Source organism: Formosa sp. F44, assembly GCF_056238645.1.
This window is the reverse complement of sequence record NZ_JBWDLJ010000002.1, coordinates 560,645-578,973: the sequence shown is the minus strand read 5'-3', so window position 1 is coordinate 578,973 and position 18,329 is coordinate 560,645. Positions and strand designations below refer to the sequence as shown.

Annotated in this window: 10 protein-coding genes and 2 tRNA genes; 6 read left to right on the top strand and 6 right to left on the bottom strand. The window is 35.4% G+C overall.

The annotated features are described in order from the left end of the window. The first annotated feature begins 50 nt into the window (after positions 1–50). The 6 genes from AC0UBM_RS07480 (at position 51) to AC0UBM_RS07455 (ending at position 10,128) form a co-directional block, all read left to right on the top strand. Entirely contained in the window at positions 51–5,111 is a 5,061-nt protein-coding gene (locus AC0UBM_RS07480) for a translocation/assembly module TamB domain-containing protein (protein ID WP_475688199.1), read from the top strand. Next, positions 5,104–7,431 carry a translocation and assembly module lipoprotein TamL gene (gene tamL, locus AC0UBM_RS07475; RefSeq protein WP_475688198.1) on the top strand — a complete coding sequence of 776 codons (2,328 nt, stop codon included), beginning with the start codon at positions 5,104–5,106 and terminating at the stop codon, positions 7,429–7,431. The genes AC0UBM_RS07480 and tamL overlap by 8 nt, the downstream gene beginning before the upstream one ends. 83 nt (positions 7,432–7,514) lie before the next feature. Then, positions 7,515–8,300, top strand: a complete 786-nt coding sequence (locus AC0UBM_RS07470) for a HipA family kinase (RefSeq protein WP_434037471.1) — start codon at positions 7,515–7,517, stop codon at positions 8,298–8,300. Then, on the top strand, positions 8,287–8,670 hold the full coding sequence (locus tag AC0UBM_RS07465; RefSeq protein WP_475688514.1) for a DUF3037 domain-containing protein: 384 nt from the start codon (positions 8,287–8,289) through the stop codon (positions 8,668–8,670). The genes AC0UBM_RS07470 and AC0UBM_RS07465 overlap by 14 nt, the downstream gene beginning before the upstream one ends. Before the next feature lie 98 nt (positions 8,671–8,768). Continuing rightward, positions 8,769–8,954, top strand: a complete 186-nt coding sequence (locus AC0UBM_RS07460) for a hypothetical protein (RefSeq protein ID WP_414035548.1) — start codon at positions 8,769–8,771, stop codon at positions 8,952–8,954. A gap of 442 nt (positions 8,955–9,396) precedes the next feature. Then, positions 9,397–10,128 (top strand): hypothetical protein, encoded by a 732-nt coding sequence (locus tag AC0UBM_RS07455; RefSeq protein ID WP_475688197.1) that lies wholly within the window; start codon positions 9,397–9,399, stop codon positions 10,126–10,128. An 8-nt stretch (positions 10,129–10,136) separates the two neighbouring features. Here the strand turns inward: AC0UBM_RS07455 and dcm are convergent, their stop codons facing one another. The 6 genes from dcm to dnaE form a co-directional block, all read right to left on the bottom strand. Beyond that, a complete protein-coding gene (gene dcm, locus AC0UBM_RS07450; RefSeq protein ID WP_475688196.1) occupies positions 10,137–11,138 on the bottom strand; it encodes a DNA (cytosine-5-)-methyltransferase in 1,002 nt (333 codons plus the stop codon). A 455-nt stretch (positions 11,139–11,593) separates the two neighbouring features. Next, positions 11,594–11,667 (bottom strand) — tRNA-Asp (locus tag AC0UBM_RS07445). A 576-nt stretch (positions 11,668–12,243) separates the two neighbouring features. After that, a tRNA-Asp gene (locus tag AC0UBM_RS07440) sits at positions 12,244–12,317 on the bottom strand. A gap of 81 nt (positions 12,318–12,398) precedes the next feature. Next, complete coding sequence (locus AC0UBM_RS07435; RefSeq protein WP_475688195.1) at positions 12,399–13,328, bottom strand: DUF58 domain-containing protein; 930 nt, start codon at positions 13,326–13,328, stop codon at positions 12,399–12,401. An 83-nt stretch (positions 13,329–13,411) separates the two neighbouring features. Next, complete coding sequence (gene trxA / locus AC0UBM_RS07430; protein ID WP_382380316.1) at positions 13,412–13,729, bottom strand: thioredoxin; 318 nt, start codon at positions 13,727–13,729, stop codon at positions 13,412–13,414. Positions 13,730–13,863: 134 nt separating this feature from the next. Next, entirely contained in the window at positions 13,864–18,252 is a 4,389-nt protein-coding gene (dnaE, locus tag AC0UBM_RS07425) for a DNA polymerase III subunit alpha (RefSeq protein WP_475688194.1), read from the bottom strand. Positions 18,253–18,329 lie beyond the last annotated feature (77 nt).

Sequence of the window (18,329 nt, the reverse complement as noted above, 5' to 3'; positions counted from 1 at the left end):
TAATTTTAGTGAAATAATTATAATATTTTTGCGCCTATTCAACTTTTACTTTGGAAGAAAAACAACAAATCAAAACAAAACCATCTACCAGGCTTAAGATTTTTAAAATCTTAAGAACTGCTTTCATCGTCTTTTTTCTCCTCTTTCTTTCCATCATACTTTTTATACGAAGTCCGTGGGGACAAAATATTATTGTAGATTATGCAACGTCTTTTGTCTCGGATAAAACTAAAACCAAAGTCGAAATAGATAATCTTTTTATCACTTTTGGTGGAGACATAAAATTAAAAGGACTGTATTTAGAAGATACTAAAGGAGATACTTTAATTTACTCTAAATCGCTTGAAGCCGATTTACCATTATGGCCAGCAATTACAGGGAAAGGTATAGGTCTTGAAGATTTAGATTGGGAAGGATTGCGTGCCAATGTGGTAAGAAAAGATTCCATTTCTGGTTATAACTTTCAGTTTTTAATCGATGCTTTTGCTTCGGAAACTCCAGCCCCAGAACCGCAACCTGAAGTTGCTAGCGAACCATTAAATATAATTGTTGGCGACATTCATTTAAAAGATTTTAATATCGTTTTTAATGATGCCGTTTTAGGAATTGATAGCAAATTTAAAATTGGTCAGGTTGAACTGGAGTTTGACACTTTCGACCTAAACGCAATGGATTTTAGAACATCTGAGGTTTTAATTTCTAATTCTGAAATTAATTACATTCAAAGTCCCGTGCCTCCTACTGCAGACACAACTGCTACAACTTTACCATATTTACTTTTCGAAGATTTTAAAATTGAAAACACCAAGGCCCATTACGTATCGGCCGAAGACGGTATAGACTTTAATACCAATATTTCTGAATTTTATATTGAAAACACAATTATAGACCTACCAAACACAAATTATTCGATAGAAAATCTGGGCCTAAAAAATTCTGAAATTGCGTTTTTAACCACGAGTAGCACCTCGAAGATTGAAACAGAAGACAATCCGCAGGATCCAACCACCCCTATGGAGTGGCCAGAATTAGTTTTAAATGTAGATAATATAGACATAGAAAACAATAGTATTACCTATGCCGTTGATAATGCACAACCCGTGAAAAATACGTTTAATGCCAACGCCATTTACTTGGACCAATTTGTTTTAAATGCAGAAAATATATACCTAAAAGATAAAACTGCAGGTTTACATTTAGAAACCTTTTCTTTTAAAGAAGGGTCCGGATTACATCTTAAAAAAGGAGAATTACAGGTTGAAATTACAGATCGATTTCTAGAGCTCACAGGATTAGATATTGCGCTTAATAACAACAAAATTGCCGGAGCATCTCGTATGGAGTATCCCAATATTTCTGCCTTAACCAATGCGCCCGAAGCTTCAAAATTAGACTTACAAATACCAGTTATTCAATTAGATATTAATGACGCTTTTCGTTTTCAGCCCGATTTAAAGACCAATCCGTATGTAGATAGTTTAAGCAGAAAATTAATCACTGGACAGCTACATGCTAAAGGCTATTTATCGGCGATCAATTTAAACAAAACCATCTTAAATTGGGGAAAAACGACTAGCATTTCTGCCACTGGCTTAATAAAGAACGCCACAGATCCGGATAATTTAGTGTTAAACATTTCTCCTATAAAAGCCCAAACCAGAAGGTCTGATTTACTACAATTAGTGAACGAGAAGGAATTGGGATTACATCTACCCGATAGCATTGTACTTACTGCAACTGTTAACGGAAGTTTAAATGATATAAAAACTAAGGCGCAATTAACCTCATCTCAAGGTCTTGCTAATCTAACAGCTAGTTATACAGATAATAATGGGTTGGCTTTTACATCGGACTTAGAGATTATAGAATTTCAACTTCAGGAGCTGTTACAAAATGAAACTTTAGGTCCGCTAAGTGTCACACTTAAAGCTAGCGGAAGCGGTAAAACCATTAACGATATGGATGCCAATTTAGACGCTATGATTTCGAGTTTTAGACTAAAAAATTACGACATTGTAAACTTACCTATAACGGGAAATATTGAAAATGGTAAAGGCCAAATTGAATCGGCTTACAAAGACAGAAACATAAATATAGATTTAAAAACCGAAGTTGTTCTAGATAGTATATCTCCCGAAATTACTGCCGATTTAAACATTATTGGTATAGACTTGCAAGCCCTTGGAGCGATGCAAAAAGACATACGTGCTGGACTTAAATTACATGCAGAATTTAAAGGAAATGCAGAGGAATTCGACCTAAAAAGCAACATAAATAACGGTACAATTGTTTTTGACAATAGCACCTATTTACTAGGCGATATTAATGCTGAAGCACATGTAGATAATGATTCTACTTTTGTAAGCGTAACCAACAAACTACTAAGTTTAGAGTTAGCCTCTAATGCCAATCCCGCCACTTTTAGCAAAGCTTTAAACGAGCATATTTCTAGCTACTTTAGCGTAGATTCTCTAAACACGACTACAGACTCAATAAGAACTGCAAGTGGAAAACCTGTACAATTAAAATTGCGAGGAACATTAAACGACTCCCCGATAATAAGCGATGTATTTGTACCGAGTTTAACAAATATTGATACGGTAAATATTGCTTTAGATTTTAATCAGACTGAAAAGCTTTTAAACGCCAAGATATTAGCACCTCATATTAATTATTCTGGAAATGAAATTGACAGCTTAGCATTTACATTAAATACAGATAAAGAAAAATTTATTTTCGATCTCGGATTCAACAACATTCTGGCCGGGCCAATACATATAAAACGAACAAATTTTAGCGGTAATCAGGTTAATAATGCCATGGACTTTACCATGATTTCTTACGACCAGGAAGACGTTTTAATGCAGTTAAAATCTAACATTAAAAAGGAAGACGATCAATTAATAATCCACGTCTTACCGGAAAGCTTAATTCTAAATAAAGCTCCTTGGCAAATCCCAAACGACAATGCGATAACCTACAGCCCAGGACTCTTAGATTTTAAAAATTTCAAATTTACGAACACCAACAAATCAGTTTCTATTTTAAATGAAACAGCGGCTAGCGATGGAAAAGATCAGATTACCATAGATCTTGAAAACTTTAAAATTGAAGACTTTCTCGCATATTTAAATCCAGACAACGAATTAGCACAAGGTGAGCTAAACGGTGCCGTTACGGTTCAAAGTCCGTTTGAAAATCGCGGATATATAGCCGACATCTCGATAAACAATCTCAATGTAATCGATACAAATTTCGGAACCTTAACTTTAAAAGGGGATTCTAAAACCAAAAACGATTACACATTTAATTTATCTACCAAAGACGGTGATGCCGATATCGATATTGTAGGTGAATACACCGCTCTAGATACCGACACCAATTTGGATGTCGATTTCGCCATAAATGAAATTAAAATGAAGGCCATAGAAGGGCTTTCACTTGGCGAACTTGCAGAATCTTCTGGTGCTTTTAGCGGGAATTTTAAAATTGATGGTTCCCTAGACGATTTACAATATGCTGGAGATTTGGTTTTTAAAGATTCAAAGTTTAAAATTACAAAACTGAATAGTTTTTTCGTACTAGCCAATGAAACATTAAATATTGATAATAGTGGTATTAGCATGTCTAATTTCACCATAAAAGATGAAGACAATAGTGCCTTTGTTCTCGATGGAAAAGTAGGCACAGAGTCCTTAATAAATCCAACATTCGATTTAACAATTAATGCGAACGATTTCCAAGTGCTTAATGCCACCCAGGAAGAAAACGATATGTATTATGGTTTCCTTTCTTTTAATGCCAAAGGGACCATTAAAGGCGATTTAAATGTGCCTATAGTTAAAATGGATGTAGCCGTTACCCCAAGAACAAACGTAACCTATGTATTACCGTCTTCGGCCGTAAATATTGAAGAACGCGACGGGGTTGTTGTTTTTGTTAATCGCGATAATCCAGATGCCATTTTAAGCAGAACTCAAGAAAAACAAGCGACAGTAACGGGCATCGATCTTGAAACCAATCTGTCTATTACAAATGATGCCGTTATTACGCTGGTTTTAGACGAATCTACTGGAGATAATTTTCAGACCTCCGGAAATGGGGATTTTGTTTTTACCATGGACACCAATGGTCGCATGAATTTATCTGGAGTATATACCGTTTCTGGCGGGCATTATGAAATGAGTTTATACGAGGTTGTTAATCGTAAATTTGAGTTAGTTTCGGGTAGTAGAATTTCATGGTCAGGAAATCCGTTAGACGCCACATTAGATGTTAAGGCGCTGTATAATATAGAAACATCGGCCTCTTCGTTAATGGCTTCCCAAGTATCAGGATCGGACCCAACGACTCAAAATAAATACAAACAAGTATTACCTTTTGAAGTGTATTTAAATATAAAAGAAGAACTTTTACATCCTAAAATTTCATTCAGTTTGGATATGCCCGAGAGTGAACGCGGTGCCATTAGCGGACAAGTTTACGGAACCATTCAGCAAGTAAATCAGCAAGAAGGGGAATTAAACAGACAGGTGTTTTCACTATTAGTCATGAATCGTTTTTATCCAGAATCAGGTAGCGATGGTAGTAGCGGTGGTTTCGCCTCTATTGCGAGAGACAACTTAAACGATGCCTTATCCGACCAGCTAAATATGTTCTCAGACAAACTTATGGGGAATTCTGGCTTAGAGTTAGATTTCGGATTAAATAGCTTTACAGACTATCAAGGCGACTCTTCGGAACAGCGCACACAGTTAGATATTGCCGCTCAAAAGAAACTATTTAACGACCGTGTTATTGTTCGTGTTGGTAGTGCTGTAGATATTGAAGGTAGCGATCCTACCGGAGAAGAATCGCCTTTAATCGGAGATGTTAGTTTAGAATATTTAATTACACCGTCTGGAAAATATCGCCTTAAAGCTTTTCAGAAAAATGAATATGAATCTGTAATTGATGGACAAACTATTGTAAGTGGCCTAGCACTAATATTCACTCAAGAATTTAACGAATTTCAGGAGTTATGGGATGCCTTATTTCGAAAAGAAAAAGAGCTCGCTAAAGAAAAGAAAAAAGAAGAAGAAGAAAAACTAAAAGAAAAGAATAGTGATTAAATATATATCGTTACATAGAAGCAATAACGGTTTATCCCAATGGAATAGACCACTATCTTTTGCACTGCTCTTGTTAGTTTTAGTATCTCAATCGTGTAGCATACAAAAACATATTCCTGATGACGAACTGCTATATACCGGTGGTAAAATCGCTATAGAAACCGATTCTATATTAGAGCAGGAAGATCAACTCAAATCTGAATTAGAAAACATACTTAGACCAGAACCAAACTCTAAATTTTTAGGAATCTATCCTGGACTATATTATTACTATAAAACACAACGCGAGAAGCCTGGATTTATAAACAATTGGCTTTATAAGAAAATCGGAGAAGAACCTGTGTATGTCTCTGATGTTAAAACCTACGAGGTAGACGATATTATAGTAAACAGATTAGAAAACCACGGTTTCTTTTACAGCAACTCGGCTTCAACACTAGAAAAGAATGCTGAAGATAAGACAGGAGAAGCGCTTTATACGGTTTCCATAAAACAACCTTATACTTTGGCATCTTATCAATTAGATTCTATACAAGAACCTATTTACACAGATATTGAAAGTAGTATAAACACAACTCAATTTAAAAAAGGGTTACGATTTGATTTAGCCTTTTTAAAAACCGAACGCCAACGTATAGATAACGACTTAAAAAGTAAAGGGTATTATAATTTTAACCCAGATTTCTTAATATTCGAAGCCGACACTACACGATATACCTCAAGACAATTCGATTTATATTTAAGACTAAAAAACGCAGTTCCTAAAAAATCGCTAGTACCCTACAGAGTAGAAAAAATTAATATCTATTCCGATTACGATATAGAAAACAGTGCCGCTACCAACGACACCATTCGATTTAATAATAAAAACTTTATAGAAACAGAATCGTATTTTAATCCTGAAAACTTAGACCCGTTTATTACACTTAAAGAAGGCGATTATTATAATCCACAAGAATCTAGAAATACTGCAAGACGCCTTTCAACCATAGGGACTTATAAATATGTAAACATTCAGTATCAAGAAATGGATTCTTTATTAACAGACTCCACAGCTGTTTTGCATGCCAATATATATCTATCACCTTTAAACAAACGCGCATTAAAAGCAGAATTACAGGCTGTGACAAAATCTAATAGTTTTGCTGGTCCCGCCTTAGAATTCTCTTATAGCAATAGAAACTTATTTAAAGGAGGAGAAATTTTTAATCTGAGCACAAGTTTAGGTTACGAATTTCAAGTAGGAGGTGGTAACAATAATCCAAGTGCAAGTAGTACTTCAATAGGAGTAAAAGGAGAAGTACTGTTTCCTAAAGTGCTTTTCCCATTTAAAATTAGCGACACTTTTTTCGATTATTCCATTCCTAAAACAAAAACCAGCTTAGGTATCGATTATTTAAACCGATCAGACTTATACAGATTACTCTCTGGGACAGCCGAATTTGGATATTTATGGAACGAGAACAGGTATACAACTCATGAGTTAAATCCGATTTCTATCAATTACAACAACCTAATTAAAACCACGCCCGAATTTGACGAAATTCTAGAAGACAATCCGTTTTTACAGCAAAGTTTCGATCAAGAATTTATAGCTGGTTTAAATTATTCGTTTACATATAACGAGATGGTAGACGTTAACAAGAAGCATCAAATTTATGCCAACACTACAGTTGATATTGCCGGAAATGTGGTTAGTTTATTTGGAAAAAACAATGCAGATACCCGAACCAAAACATTTTTAGGTTTAGAATACGCTCAATATGCGAAACTTGATGTTGATTTTAGATATCATTTTAATTTTAATAGTGATCAAAAAATTGCCACTCGGCTATTTGCGGGATACGGAATGCCTTATGGAAATTCCGATTTAATGCCTTATATAAAGCAATATTATTCAGGAGGGCCAAATAGTGTAAGAGCCTTTAGTATTCGCTCTTTAGGACCAGGAACTTACGAAGGTACCGAAGACGGTTCTTATAACAACTTTGTAGATCAGACGGGGAATATTAGACTAGAAGCCAATGTAGAATATCGTTTTCCGCTTTTTTCCTTTTTTAAAGGTGCTTTATTTGCAGATGCCGGAAACGTATGGAATTCTAAAGAAAATGAAGCCTTACCAGGCGGAAAATTTAGCTCAGATTTTATGTCGCAATTAGGGATTGGTGTTGGCGTTGGTTTACGCGTCGATGTTCAAGGGTTTGTAATCCGTTTCGATTTTGCTGCTCCAGTGCACGACCCAACTTTAAAAGAAGGCGAACGTTACGATTTTCAATATGAAGAAACTACCTTTAATTTCGGTATCGGCTATCCGTTCTAAACATTTAGTCACCCTACATTTTACCTAAACTTATAAGCCAAAGCGTGTAACTTATTACTAAATTTGCGATCTAGTTTTTAAGTATGACACAGAATTTTGAATTAAGACACGTAAACGTAACGCGGTACATGATGCCCTTACGAGAAGGCGGATCGCTACCTGCTTTGGCCGAAGCTGACGACGATTTTAAATATGTTTTAAAATTTAAAGGAGCAGGACATGGCACCAAAGCATTAATCGCCGAACTTATAGGTGGTCAGGTTGCTAAGGCTTTACATTTACAATTACCAGAATTGGTTTTTGCTCATTTAGACGAAGCTTTTGGACGCACAGAAGCCGATGAAGAAATTCAGGATTTACTTCAAGGCAGTCAAGGTTTAAACCTCGCTTTACATTTTTTATCTGGCGCCATAACCTTCGATCCTGCCGTGACAACGGTAGACGACACTTTAGCTTCCAAAATTGTGTGGTTAGATGCGTTTATAACGAATGTAGATCGCACATTTAAAAACACTAATATGCTGATGTGGCATAAAGAACTGTGGTTAATAGATCATGGTGCGTGTTTATATTTTCATCATTCATGGAGCAATTGGGAACAATCGGCTAAGAGTCCGTTTAAACTTATTAAAGACCATGTGCTCTTACCTCAGGCTTCGAAAATTAAAGCTGTCGACACGGAATTTAAAGCCCTTTTAACACCAGAAATATTAAAAGACATTGTAGATACCATCCCAGACGAATGGTTGCAATGGGAAGATGTAAACGATTCTCCTAACGACATTCGTGACGTCTATTTCAATTTTTTAAATACGCGCCTCGCCCATTCTGAACTCTTTGTAAATGAAATTGAACATGCAAGATCTTAAACTATACGAATATGCTATAATTCGCGTGGTTCCAAAATTAGAACGCGAAGAATTTATAAATATTGGTATCATCTTATTTAGTAAACAAGCCAAATTTATTAGGGTTTTACACACCATTCCAACTGAAAAAATAAAGTGCTTTTCAGATGATTTTGACATTGATCAGCTTCAAAAAAACATGATGGCTTTTACCTGTACTGCCAACGGAACTTCAGATGGAGGCCCTATTGCTTTAATGGATATACCGTCGCGATTTAGATGGCTTACAGCAATAAGAAGCTCGGCCGTTCAAACCTCCAGACCTCACCCTGGCATGTGCCATGATTTAGAAAAAACAGCACAGCGATTGTTCGAAGAGTTGGTTTTGTGAGTTTCACATTAGTAATCTATTGCATTACTATTTAATGCGTTTAAGCTAAAGTAAAGCTTTAGTTCTTTGTAATTTTAAACGTATTAAAACTGAAAAAAATGAAACCAAACACAAAAAAAGACCTAGGTCACGATCAAGATACCGAGTTTGTAAAGGATAAAGAAAATCCTACTCGGAATTATATTTTTCAAAAAGATAAAATCACAAAACGAACTTCTCTTTTTGTATTCATACTATTATTGCTCTTAATTGCAGCAGTTGCTGTAACCTCTATTTTCTTTTAATAGTCCGAATTAATAATAACATAGCGTTTACTAAGCTAGCAATTATAATACTTGGAATGAAGCGCCTTTGCAACAAACGCAGTTTATGCACTATGTTCAATTGGAGTTCGCTACAAACTTTGTAATAACGCTATAAAAGTTCGAACAATTACAGCATTTATAACCCTTTCCTAGTTTAAATGGCATGAGGGTTATATTGGCATGTTTACACCTTTCCTCTCAGAAAATGGATTATATCTAGAACTCAGATTAGTCTTTGAGATTCGGAAATCCTTCAAATTTATATTATAGTCGAAACATCTCGAAGACGTATTATATTTCATAAACATATTCCTTAACAAGTAAACACCAAAACACAAACAACTGATAGTAAGCAAATTAATTTCAATTTATTATAAAAATCTGTAAATTTAAGATGCATAATTATTAAGGCTAAAAAATAATGAAACTTAAAAAATCAGGTCATTCTTATTTTATTAACAATAAAAAACAATTCGTGGGTACAGCCATACCTAACGATACGCTTAAGAGCTGTTTCGAATTTGCATTTAATATGGCTTTTGGAAAAGGTCACCACCGAAACCACCGAACTGGAGGCCGACTAAAACGAACAGAAAAAGATATTTTTAAAAACACGCTTCAAGGGAAACTAGCCGAATGTATGGCTTACTATTATCTTAAAGACAAAGATTTAATTTGCAAGCCACTCGATTTTGAAATTTACGGCAAAGGACGTTGGGATGATGCAGATATTATCTGCAAAGGGAAAAAGATAAGTATTAAATCTGCTGCGTATTATTCTAACTTATTACTTCTCGAAACTAAAGATTGGGATAAGGACGGAACATACATTCCTAATAGTAAAGATCTAAATCTCACAGCGTACTACGATTATTTTATACTGGTTAGAATACAACCAAACACAAACTGCTTCTACTTAAAACATACCGACAGAGTGCTATTATGGAAGCTAGTACAATCTAAAAACTGGTACTACGACATTGTTGGTTGGTGCAGCTTAGCAACTTTAAAGTGTTTAATTGAAAATAAATATATTCTTCCGCAACACGCGCTTCTAAATGGCAAAATAAAAATGGATGCAGATAATTATTACATCCAGGCAGGGAACCTTAAAGAGATGACATGTTTAATTGAGATTCTAAAAGCATTATAATTTCAAAATCAATTGCTCGACGATTCTAATGCTGTTTTAGTTGAATTAGAGTCTACGCCATCTAAAATATCTTTAATAGACACAGCTAATTTAGAAATAACTGGCATACTAACAGAATTTCCGGATTGTTTATATAAATGTGAATTGGCTATTTCTGGTAGCTTAAAAGATTCTGGAAAACCTTGAAATCTGAAACATTCTCGAGGAGTTAGTTTCCGAAAGCCGAACTTTGTTTTAACTAATGGTACGTTATGTCCGCCAGTACCCATATTGGCCGTTAGCGTAGGACATACATTAGATTTATTCTCTCTTACATATTGTCTTCTAAACTGATACACTGTATCGTCTCTAAGCATGCTTTCACTAAGCATGTCATACATGTATTTATCCTTTCCGTAATAAAATTTATCGTCTACTTTCTCCTTAATTAATAGGTCTTTCACCCCTTTACTTAACTGTTCTTTTTCAGGGAAACTGTAGTTAAAATCGGGATCGTTAAGCAACTGCTTATCAAAAGCGACTATAAAAATACGTTCCCGATTATGTGGGACATTACCATAATCTTTGGTATTTAAAACTTTAGAACTGAAAGTATAATCGCGTTTTAAAATTTCTTCTTTTATAACTTTAAATGTATTTCCCTTATCATGTCCCACTAGGTTTTTAACGTTCTCTAGGAACACCACTTTAGGTCTCATGGTATCGATAAAATCTAAAATTTTAAAGAAATGATTACCACGCTTATCTTCAAACCCTTGCCTATGGCCTGCTACAGAAAATGGCTGACAAGGAAAACCGGCTGTTAAGACATCTACATTTTCTAGATTAGAAATTTCAATATCCATCACATCACCTTCAACCAAGTTATGATTAAAATTTTTCCGATACGTAATACAAGCATTTTTATCAAATTCGTTGGCCCAAGCCAAATCGAAACCCGCATTTTTAAATCCTAAACAAATACCGCCAACACCTGCATATAAACTTCCTACTGTATATTTATTCTTCATTATAAATTTAAATTACTGAACCACAGATTTCCACAAATAATTAAAAACCAACATCTACGGTAAACGAATCATTTCTTAAGGAATAAGTCCCAAAACATTAAAAAACTATGGTTTTAAAATACAAATATATCTTTTGTGGTACGATAAGCATATCAAAATTATTGTTTTTAGCCTAATACTTCAATTGTAGTGTAGCACATCTCGATAAAATAAACGACCGTAATTTGTTTTAAGTATTAGAAATGATAGCGAAAAAGAACTCCTAAATCATAGCATAGTGAATGTAAAAAGTCTATAAAATAAAAAAGCATCCCGATTTTCATGTCTGAAAAAAGGAAAGCCTTTCATTGGTTTAACAACTTAAACCTTAGACAAACACTAGGTTTATCTAACAACACAACTACCGTGTATTGCATAAAAAAAGCCCCAATTGCTTGAGGCTTTTAGCAATATTGCGGTCTGGACGGGATTCGAACCCGCGACCCCCTGCGTGACAGGCAGGTATTCTAACCAGCTGAACTACCAGACCGTTGCGTTATTGCGAGTGCAAATATACACCCCTTTTTTATATTACAACTATAATTACTAAAAAATTTTATTATTTAAATAAATAATTAAAAACTAACACCTATAACATTATACAAATCAATTAATTACGACTAAACATGTTGCGGTGTAAATTCATAATTGTATTAACAAATTAGGGTTTAATCTCTTAACTTCTCTTCTGCATGTTATATAAAACCGTAAAACGTCATGTCTTTCTAGGAGGTTTGGCTGGTCTAGAGAACAGAAAATGTGGAATTATCTAATTTTAAAGCTTACAAAAAATAATTTGGAGGTGTAAAAAATGAGACAGTCTTCCTATGTGGATTAAGCACACTATTTGCATAAATACGATTATCAGGAATGATCCAAAGAAACGCAACATAAAAACAAAATGGTCTTAAAATAAAAAAGCATCCCAATTTTCAAGTTTGAAAAAAGGAAAGCCTTTCATTGGTTTAACAACTTAAACCTAGATAAACATTACATTTATCTAACAACACAACTACTATTTACTGCAAAAAAAAACCTCAATTGCTTGAGGCTTTTAGCAATATTGCGGTCTGGACGGGATTCGAACCCGCGACCCCCTGCGTGACAGGCAGGTATTCTAACCAGCTGAACTACCAGACCGTTGCGTTATTGCGAGTGCAAATATACACTCCTTTTTGAAATACACAAACAAAAATTAAACTTTTTTATCACGCTTTAGTTTTATAAAAACTTAGAACGCTCTACCATAAAGGTAGTCAGTATATTATCGAAACTATTATTTATATCGGCTTCGACATATTTAATTTTGTATTGGGCACATTTTAGTTTTAAAGCTTCAAAATACTTCAAAATTTCGGTCTCATAGTTTGCTTTAATCGTGTCTGCATATACATTTAAGTAAGATCCTGTTTCGACATCTAAAAAGCGCTTGGGTGTATTATCGAAATTAAAATGCAACTCTTTATCCTTATCAAAGACATGAAACAATACCACCTCGTGTTTATTATATTTTAAATGGCGAAGCGCTTCAAATAATTGATCATCTTTTGCCGATTCTTGAAACATATCTGTGAACAAAATCACCAAAGATCGTTTATGTAAATTTTCTGCGATATGATGCAAATACGTATAGGTATCGGTGGTTTTTGCTTGAGGCTTTGATACTACCACACGTTCTAATTCCTTAGTTAACATATGCCGATGCCTATCACTCCCCTTCTCTGGCGCATAATACTCGTAAGTATCGCTATATACACTTAAACCTACTGCATCGCGTTGCCGTTTTAGCATGTGCATAATTGATGCTGATGCTAAGGCCGAGAATGAAATTTTATTAAGATGATGCAAAGAAAATTTCTGCATTTCTGGATAATGCATAGAGCTACTATTGTCTATAATAAGATGACAACGTAAATTGGTTTCTTCGTCGTAACGTTTGGTATATAATTTATCGGTTTTAGCAAACAACTTCCAATCGATGTGCTTCGTACTTTCCCCTTGATTATAAATTTTATGTTCGGCAAATTCTGCCGAAAACCCATGAAACGGACTTTTATGCATTCCTGCAATAAAGCCTTCAACAACTTGCTTAGCCAACAATTCCAGATTAACAAATCCGCCAACATGTTGTAACTCTTCTTTTAAATCCATGAATTGCTTTTAATACCTTCTAAAAATAAAAAAGGTTTGGCATCACGCCAAACCTTTTAATACATTATATGTTTTAAATACGATTACAAAAGCTTATCGATAGCATCTGTATACGATTTTTTAGGCGCTACACCTACTTGACGTTCTACCACTTCTCCGTTTTGAAATACTAAAACAGTTGGGATATTACGTACACCATATTTAGAAGCAAAGTCTTGATTTGCATCAACATCTACTTTACCTACTACAGCTTTACCTTCGTATTCTGTACTAATTTCATCAATGATTGGTCCCACCATACGGCAAGGTCCACACCAAGCTGCCCAAAAATCAACCACTACAGGTTTGTCACTTTTTAAAACAGTTTCTTCAAAATTCGCGTCTGTTATTTCTAATGCCATTATATTATATTTTAAAAGTTTTACTTCTTGTTAATGTACAAAATTAGTCAAAAAATTTCCTAAACCTTACACGTCACCCATTTGTTTTCTTTATTACCAAATTAAGGAAATTGATTATTTTTAATTCTGCTGCATTAATTTAATTTATAATACACCTCTTGTTCATCTAGAGCATGCAACAATTCCTGAGAAATTGTAATTTTCTGAGTTCTACTAACCATAGGAAGCTTTACTTTATCTTCTTGATCGTAAACAAGGAAATTCAACAGTTTTGTCCCCACATGTGTATCGAATAAATGTTTTAAATCGCTCACCTTAGTTTCTGTTAGGTTAGCAATATTTAGCTGGACAGATAATTTCTTAGCATATTGATCCATAACATCATGCAACAACTGAAAACTATTAAATTGGATTCTAGGTTCACTTTTCTTTCCAGTATCTTTATTAACCCAACCTTCTCGCACAAACACCTTAACATGCACAAAACTATTCACCACAAAAAAGTGTCTGAATTTCAAATAATCTTCACCAAAGATTCTGAACTCGAAACTGTCGTTATAATCGTCTATAGTAAATAACGCCCATCCTTTTCCCATTTTACTCACCCGGTGTTGCACATCTGTAATCACTCCTCCAAAGGTAAGCTCGGCATTTAAACACGCTTCTAAATTTCTAAGCATGCTTAAATTTGCGTTGCAGAAATTCTTCATTTCAATTTTAAAATCGTCTAACGGGTGTCCTGAAATATAAATACCAACAACCTCTTTCTCTCGAGCTAGCTTTTCCATAGTTCCCCATTCTTCTGCTGGTGGCACTAAAGGTTCTTCTATCTGCACATCACTCGCTTCTCCAAACAAACTCACTTGCGCAGAATTTTCATTTTCCTGATGCTTGTTTCCGTATTTAACTGCTTTTTCTAAAAATGTGATGCCATCGCCTTCGTCTTGAAAATACTGAGCACGGTGTGTATCTGTAAAACAATCAAATCCTCCCGCTAATGCAAGATTCTCGAATGCTTTTTTATTGGCTGCTCGCAAATCGATACGTTTAGCCAAATCGAAAATTGATTTATAATGTCCGTCTTTCTCTCTGTTCGCTACTATAGTCATTACGGCACCATGCCCCACACCTTTTACGGCTCCCATACCAAAACGCACCGCATAATCGTCGTTTACCGAAAACTTATAGAACGATTCATTTACATCAGGCCCGAGCACATCCAATTTCATACGCTTACATTCTTCCATAAAAAACGTAACTTGCTTAATATCGTTCATGTTATTCGATAATACAGCAGCCATATACTCGGCAGGATAATGCGCTTTTAAATAGGCAGTCTGATAAGCAATCCAAGCATAACAGGTCGAGTGGGATTTGTTAAAGGCATAACTTGCAAAGGCTTCCCAATCTTTCCAAATCTTCTCTAATTTTTTAGGATCGTGACCTTTTGCACTCGCTTGATCAATGAATTTAGGTTTCATTTTATCCAGTACAGCAATTTGCTTTTTACCCATAGCCTTACGCAAGACATCGGCTTCACCCTTGGTGAAATCTGCCAACTTTTGCGATAAAAGCATTACTTGCTCTTGGTATACCGTAATTCCGTAGGTCTCTTTTAAATACTCTTCCATCGCTGGTAAATCGTATTCAATCTCTTCATCCCCGTGTTTACGTGCAATAAAGCTCGGGATATATTCCATTGGACCTGGTCTATACAAGGCGTTCATGGCAATAAGGTCATCAAAAACGGTAGGCTTTAACGACTGCATGTGTTTTTGCATTCCAGGAGATTCATATTGGAATACCCCAACTGTTTCTCCGCGCTGGAATAACTCGTATGTTTTTACATCATCCAGAGGAAAATTTTCTGGGTCTAATTGAATGCCATGCTTAGCTTTTACAATTTTTACCGTGTCTTTAATAAGGGTTAACGTTTTTAACCCCAAGAAGTCCATTTTTAGTAACCCCGCATCTTCCACAACAGAGTTGTCGAACTGTGTGACGTACAAGTTGGAATCTTTAGCCAAAGACACCGGGACGAACTTGGTAATATCGTCTGGTGTGATAATTACACCACAGGCATGAATCCCTGTATTCCTTACAGAACCTTCTAAACGACGAGCCAAATTTAATGTTTCGGCCTCAAGATTATTACCATCTGCAAGTCCTATAAGTTCGTTAACTTTCTCTAAATCTTCTGCTCTAAATTTTTCTTTTAATCCTTTTTCATCAAGTCCGAATATTTTATTCAGCTTAGACATGTTTGGGATTAGTTTGGCAATTCTATCGGCTTCAAAAAGTGGCAAATCCAGTACTCGAGCGGTGTCTCGGATAGAAGACTTGGCGGCCATTGTTCCGTAGGTGATAATTTGCGCAACCTGATTACTTCCGTATTTTTCGATAACATAATCCATAACGCGACTTCGACCTTCATCATCAAAGTCAATATCGATATCGGGCATACTCACACGATCCGGATTCAAGAAACGCTCGAAAAGCAGATTGTACAACATCGGATCGATATTTGTAATCCACAAACAATACGCAACTACAGATCCGGCTGCAGATCCACGACCAGGACCTACAGAAACATCCATTTTTCTGGCCTCGCGGATAAAATCTTCTACAATTAAGAAATACCCGGGATACCCTGTTTTTTCAATAACCGAAAGCTCGAAATCTAGACGTTCGATAACTTCGGGAGAGAGATCTTCTCCATACCGAATCTTAGCGCCTTTATACGTTATATCTCTTAAAAAGGCATTTTCCCCACGTTTTCCGCCATCAATCTCATCTTCTGCATGCTGGAATTTTTCAGGAATATCGAACTTAGGTAATAATACATTTCGGGCTAATTCGTAAATTTCAATCTTATCGACTAGTCCTTGTATATTTGTTATAGCTTCTGGAATATCTTTAAAAAGCGCCTTCATTTCTTCCGAAGACTTAAAATAATATTCCTGATTAGGCATACCATATCGGTAACCTCGTCCGCGACCTATTGGAGTCGCCTGTTTTTCCCCATCACGCACACATAACAAAACATCGTGAGCATTGGCATCTTGTTTATCTACATAATAGGTATTATTTGTAGCTACTAATTTAACGTCATGCTTCTTCGCAAATGCAATCAAAACAGGATTCACACGATTTTCATCTTCTTGATTATGACGCATTAACTCGATATATAAATCGTCTCCAAATTGTTCTTTCCACCAAATCAAGGCTTCTTCAGCCTGATTTTCTCCAACATTTAGAACTTTACTTGGTACTTCCCCATAAAGGTTTCCTGTTAAAACAATAAGGTCTTCCTTATACTGTTCTATCAGTTTTTTATCGATTCTAGGCACATAATAAAATCCATCTGTAAAGGCGGCAGACGACAATTTTGCTAAATTATGATACCCGTTTTTATTTTTTGCTATAATGACTATTTGGTAGCCATTATCTTTTCTTGTTTTATCTAAATGATTTTCACAAACAAAAAACTCACACCCTAAAATGGGTTTCATTTCGTTTAATGTGGGCTCTTTTCCTGCCGCAATAGCCTCCTCATTTTTAGCTTGAACACCTTTATTATGGTTAATAACAGCTCTTACAAAGTGAAAAGCCCCCATCATATTCGCATGGTCGGTAAGTGCGACACCAATCATATTCTGTTTAGCCGCTGCCGCTACCAAATTCGGAATACTTATGGTAGATTGTAAAATTGATAATTGTGTATGGTTATGTAAATGCGCAAAATTAGCATCTGATAACTCTGAAATATTTTGTTTGATTTCGGCCGCAGAAAGATCTGTTGCTTGTGCTTTTTGTAAGCGCTCATTAATCTTTGCACTTGCTTTTTTTAAGTTGATGTGTTTTAAACCAATCAACTGAATCTCTTGCGGATTTGCTTTATTAAAACGCTCGAAATAATCTGGCTGAACGTCTAAAGCCTCTACACTAAATTCTTTTCGTCTTATCAATTCAAAGAAACAACGTGTCGTAGCCTCGACATCGGCCGTTGCATTATGCGCTTCACCAAAAGGTGTATTAAATAAAAACTGGTGTAATTCTGTTAAGGTTGGTAATTTAAATCGGCCTCCACGTCCACCAGGAATTTCACAGAGTTTAGCTGTTAATTCCGTACAGGTATCTAAAACAGGAAGCTCTTGTAGTTGATTTGCAACACCTTCTCTAAAGAATTCTGCCCCCATAATATTAAGGTCGAATCCTACGTTTTGTCCAACAACAAACTTGGTTTTGTTAAGCGCAATATTAAATTTCTCTAAAACCTCTGCTAACGAAATTCCTTGTTCTTCGGCTAGCTCTGTAGAGATTCCGTGAATTTTTTCAGCATCATAAGGAATATTAAAACCTTCTGGTTTTACTAAATAATCTTGATGCTCGATACAATTTCCAAGCTCATCGTGTAATTGCCATGCTATTTGTATACATCTTGGCCAGTTATCTGTATCGCTAATGGGAGCATCCCAACGCTTTGGTAAACCTGTTGTTTCGGTATCGAATATTAAGTACATAAAATCTGTTGTGCTAAAAAAATTGGGAGGTTAAAAGTAAGAATTATTAAGGGGTTTTCGACCGCTCTTAACAACCT

What these genes read in the sequence shown, in the direction of transcription:
- AC0UBM_RS07470 (WP_434037471.1), top strand. Translation starts at nt 7,515, where the DNA reads ATGACACAGAATTTTGAATTAAGACACGTAAACGTAACGCGGTACATG.
- AC0UBM_RS07460 (WP_414035548.1), top strand. Translation starts at nt 8,769, where the DNA reads ATGAAACCAAACACAAAAAAAGACCTAGGTCACGATCAAGATACCGAG.
- dnaE (WP_475688194.1), bottom strand. Translation starts at nt 18,252, where the DNA reads ATGTACTTAATATTCGATACCGAAACAACAGGTTTACCAAAGCGTTGG.
- AC0UBM_RS07455 (WP_475688197.1), top strand. Translation starts at nt 9,397, where the DNA reads ATGAAACTTAAAAAATCAGGTCATTCTTATTTTATTAACAATAAAAAA.
- AC0UBM_RS07435 (WP_475688195.1), bottom strand. Translation starts at nt 13,328, where the DNA reads ATGGATTTAAAAGAAGAGTTACAACATGTTGGCGGATTTGTTAATCTG.
- AC0UBM_RS07465 (WP_475688514.1), top strand. Translation starts at nt 8,287, where the DNA reads ATGCAAGATCTTAAACTATACGAATATGCTATAATTCGCGTGGTTCCA.
- dcm (WP_475688196.1), bottom strand. Translation starts at nt 11,138, where the DNA reads ATGAAGAATAAATATACAGTAGGAAGTTTATATGCAGGTGTTGGCGGT.
- trxA (WP_382380316.1), bottom strand. Translation starts at nt 13,729, where the DNA reads ATGGCATTAGAAATAACAGACGCGAATTTTGAAGAAACTGTTTTAAAA.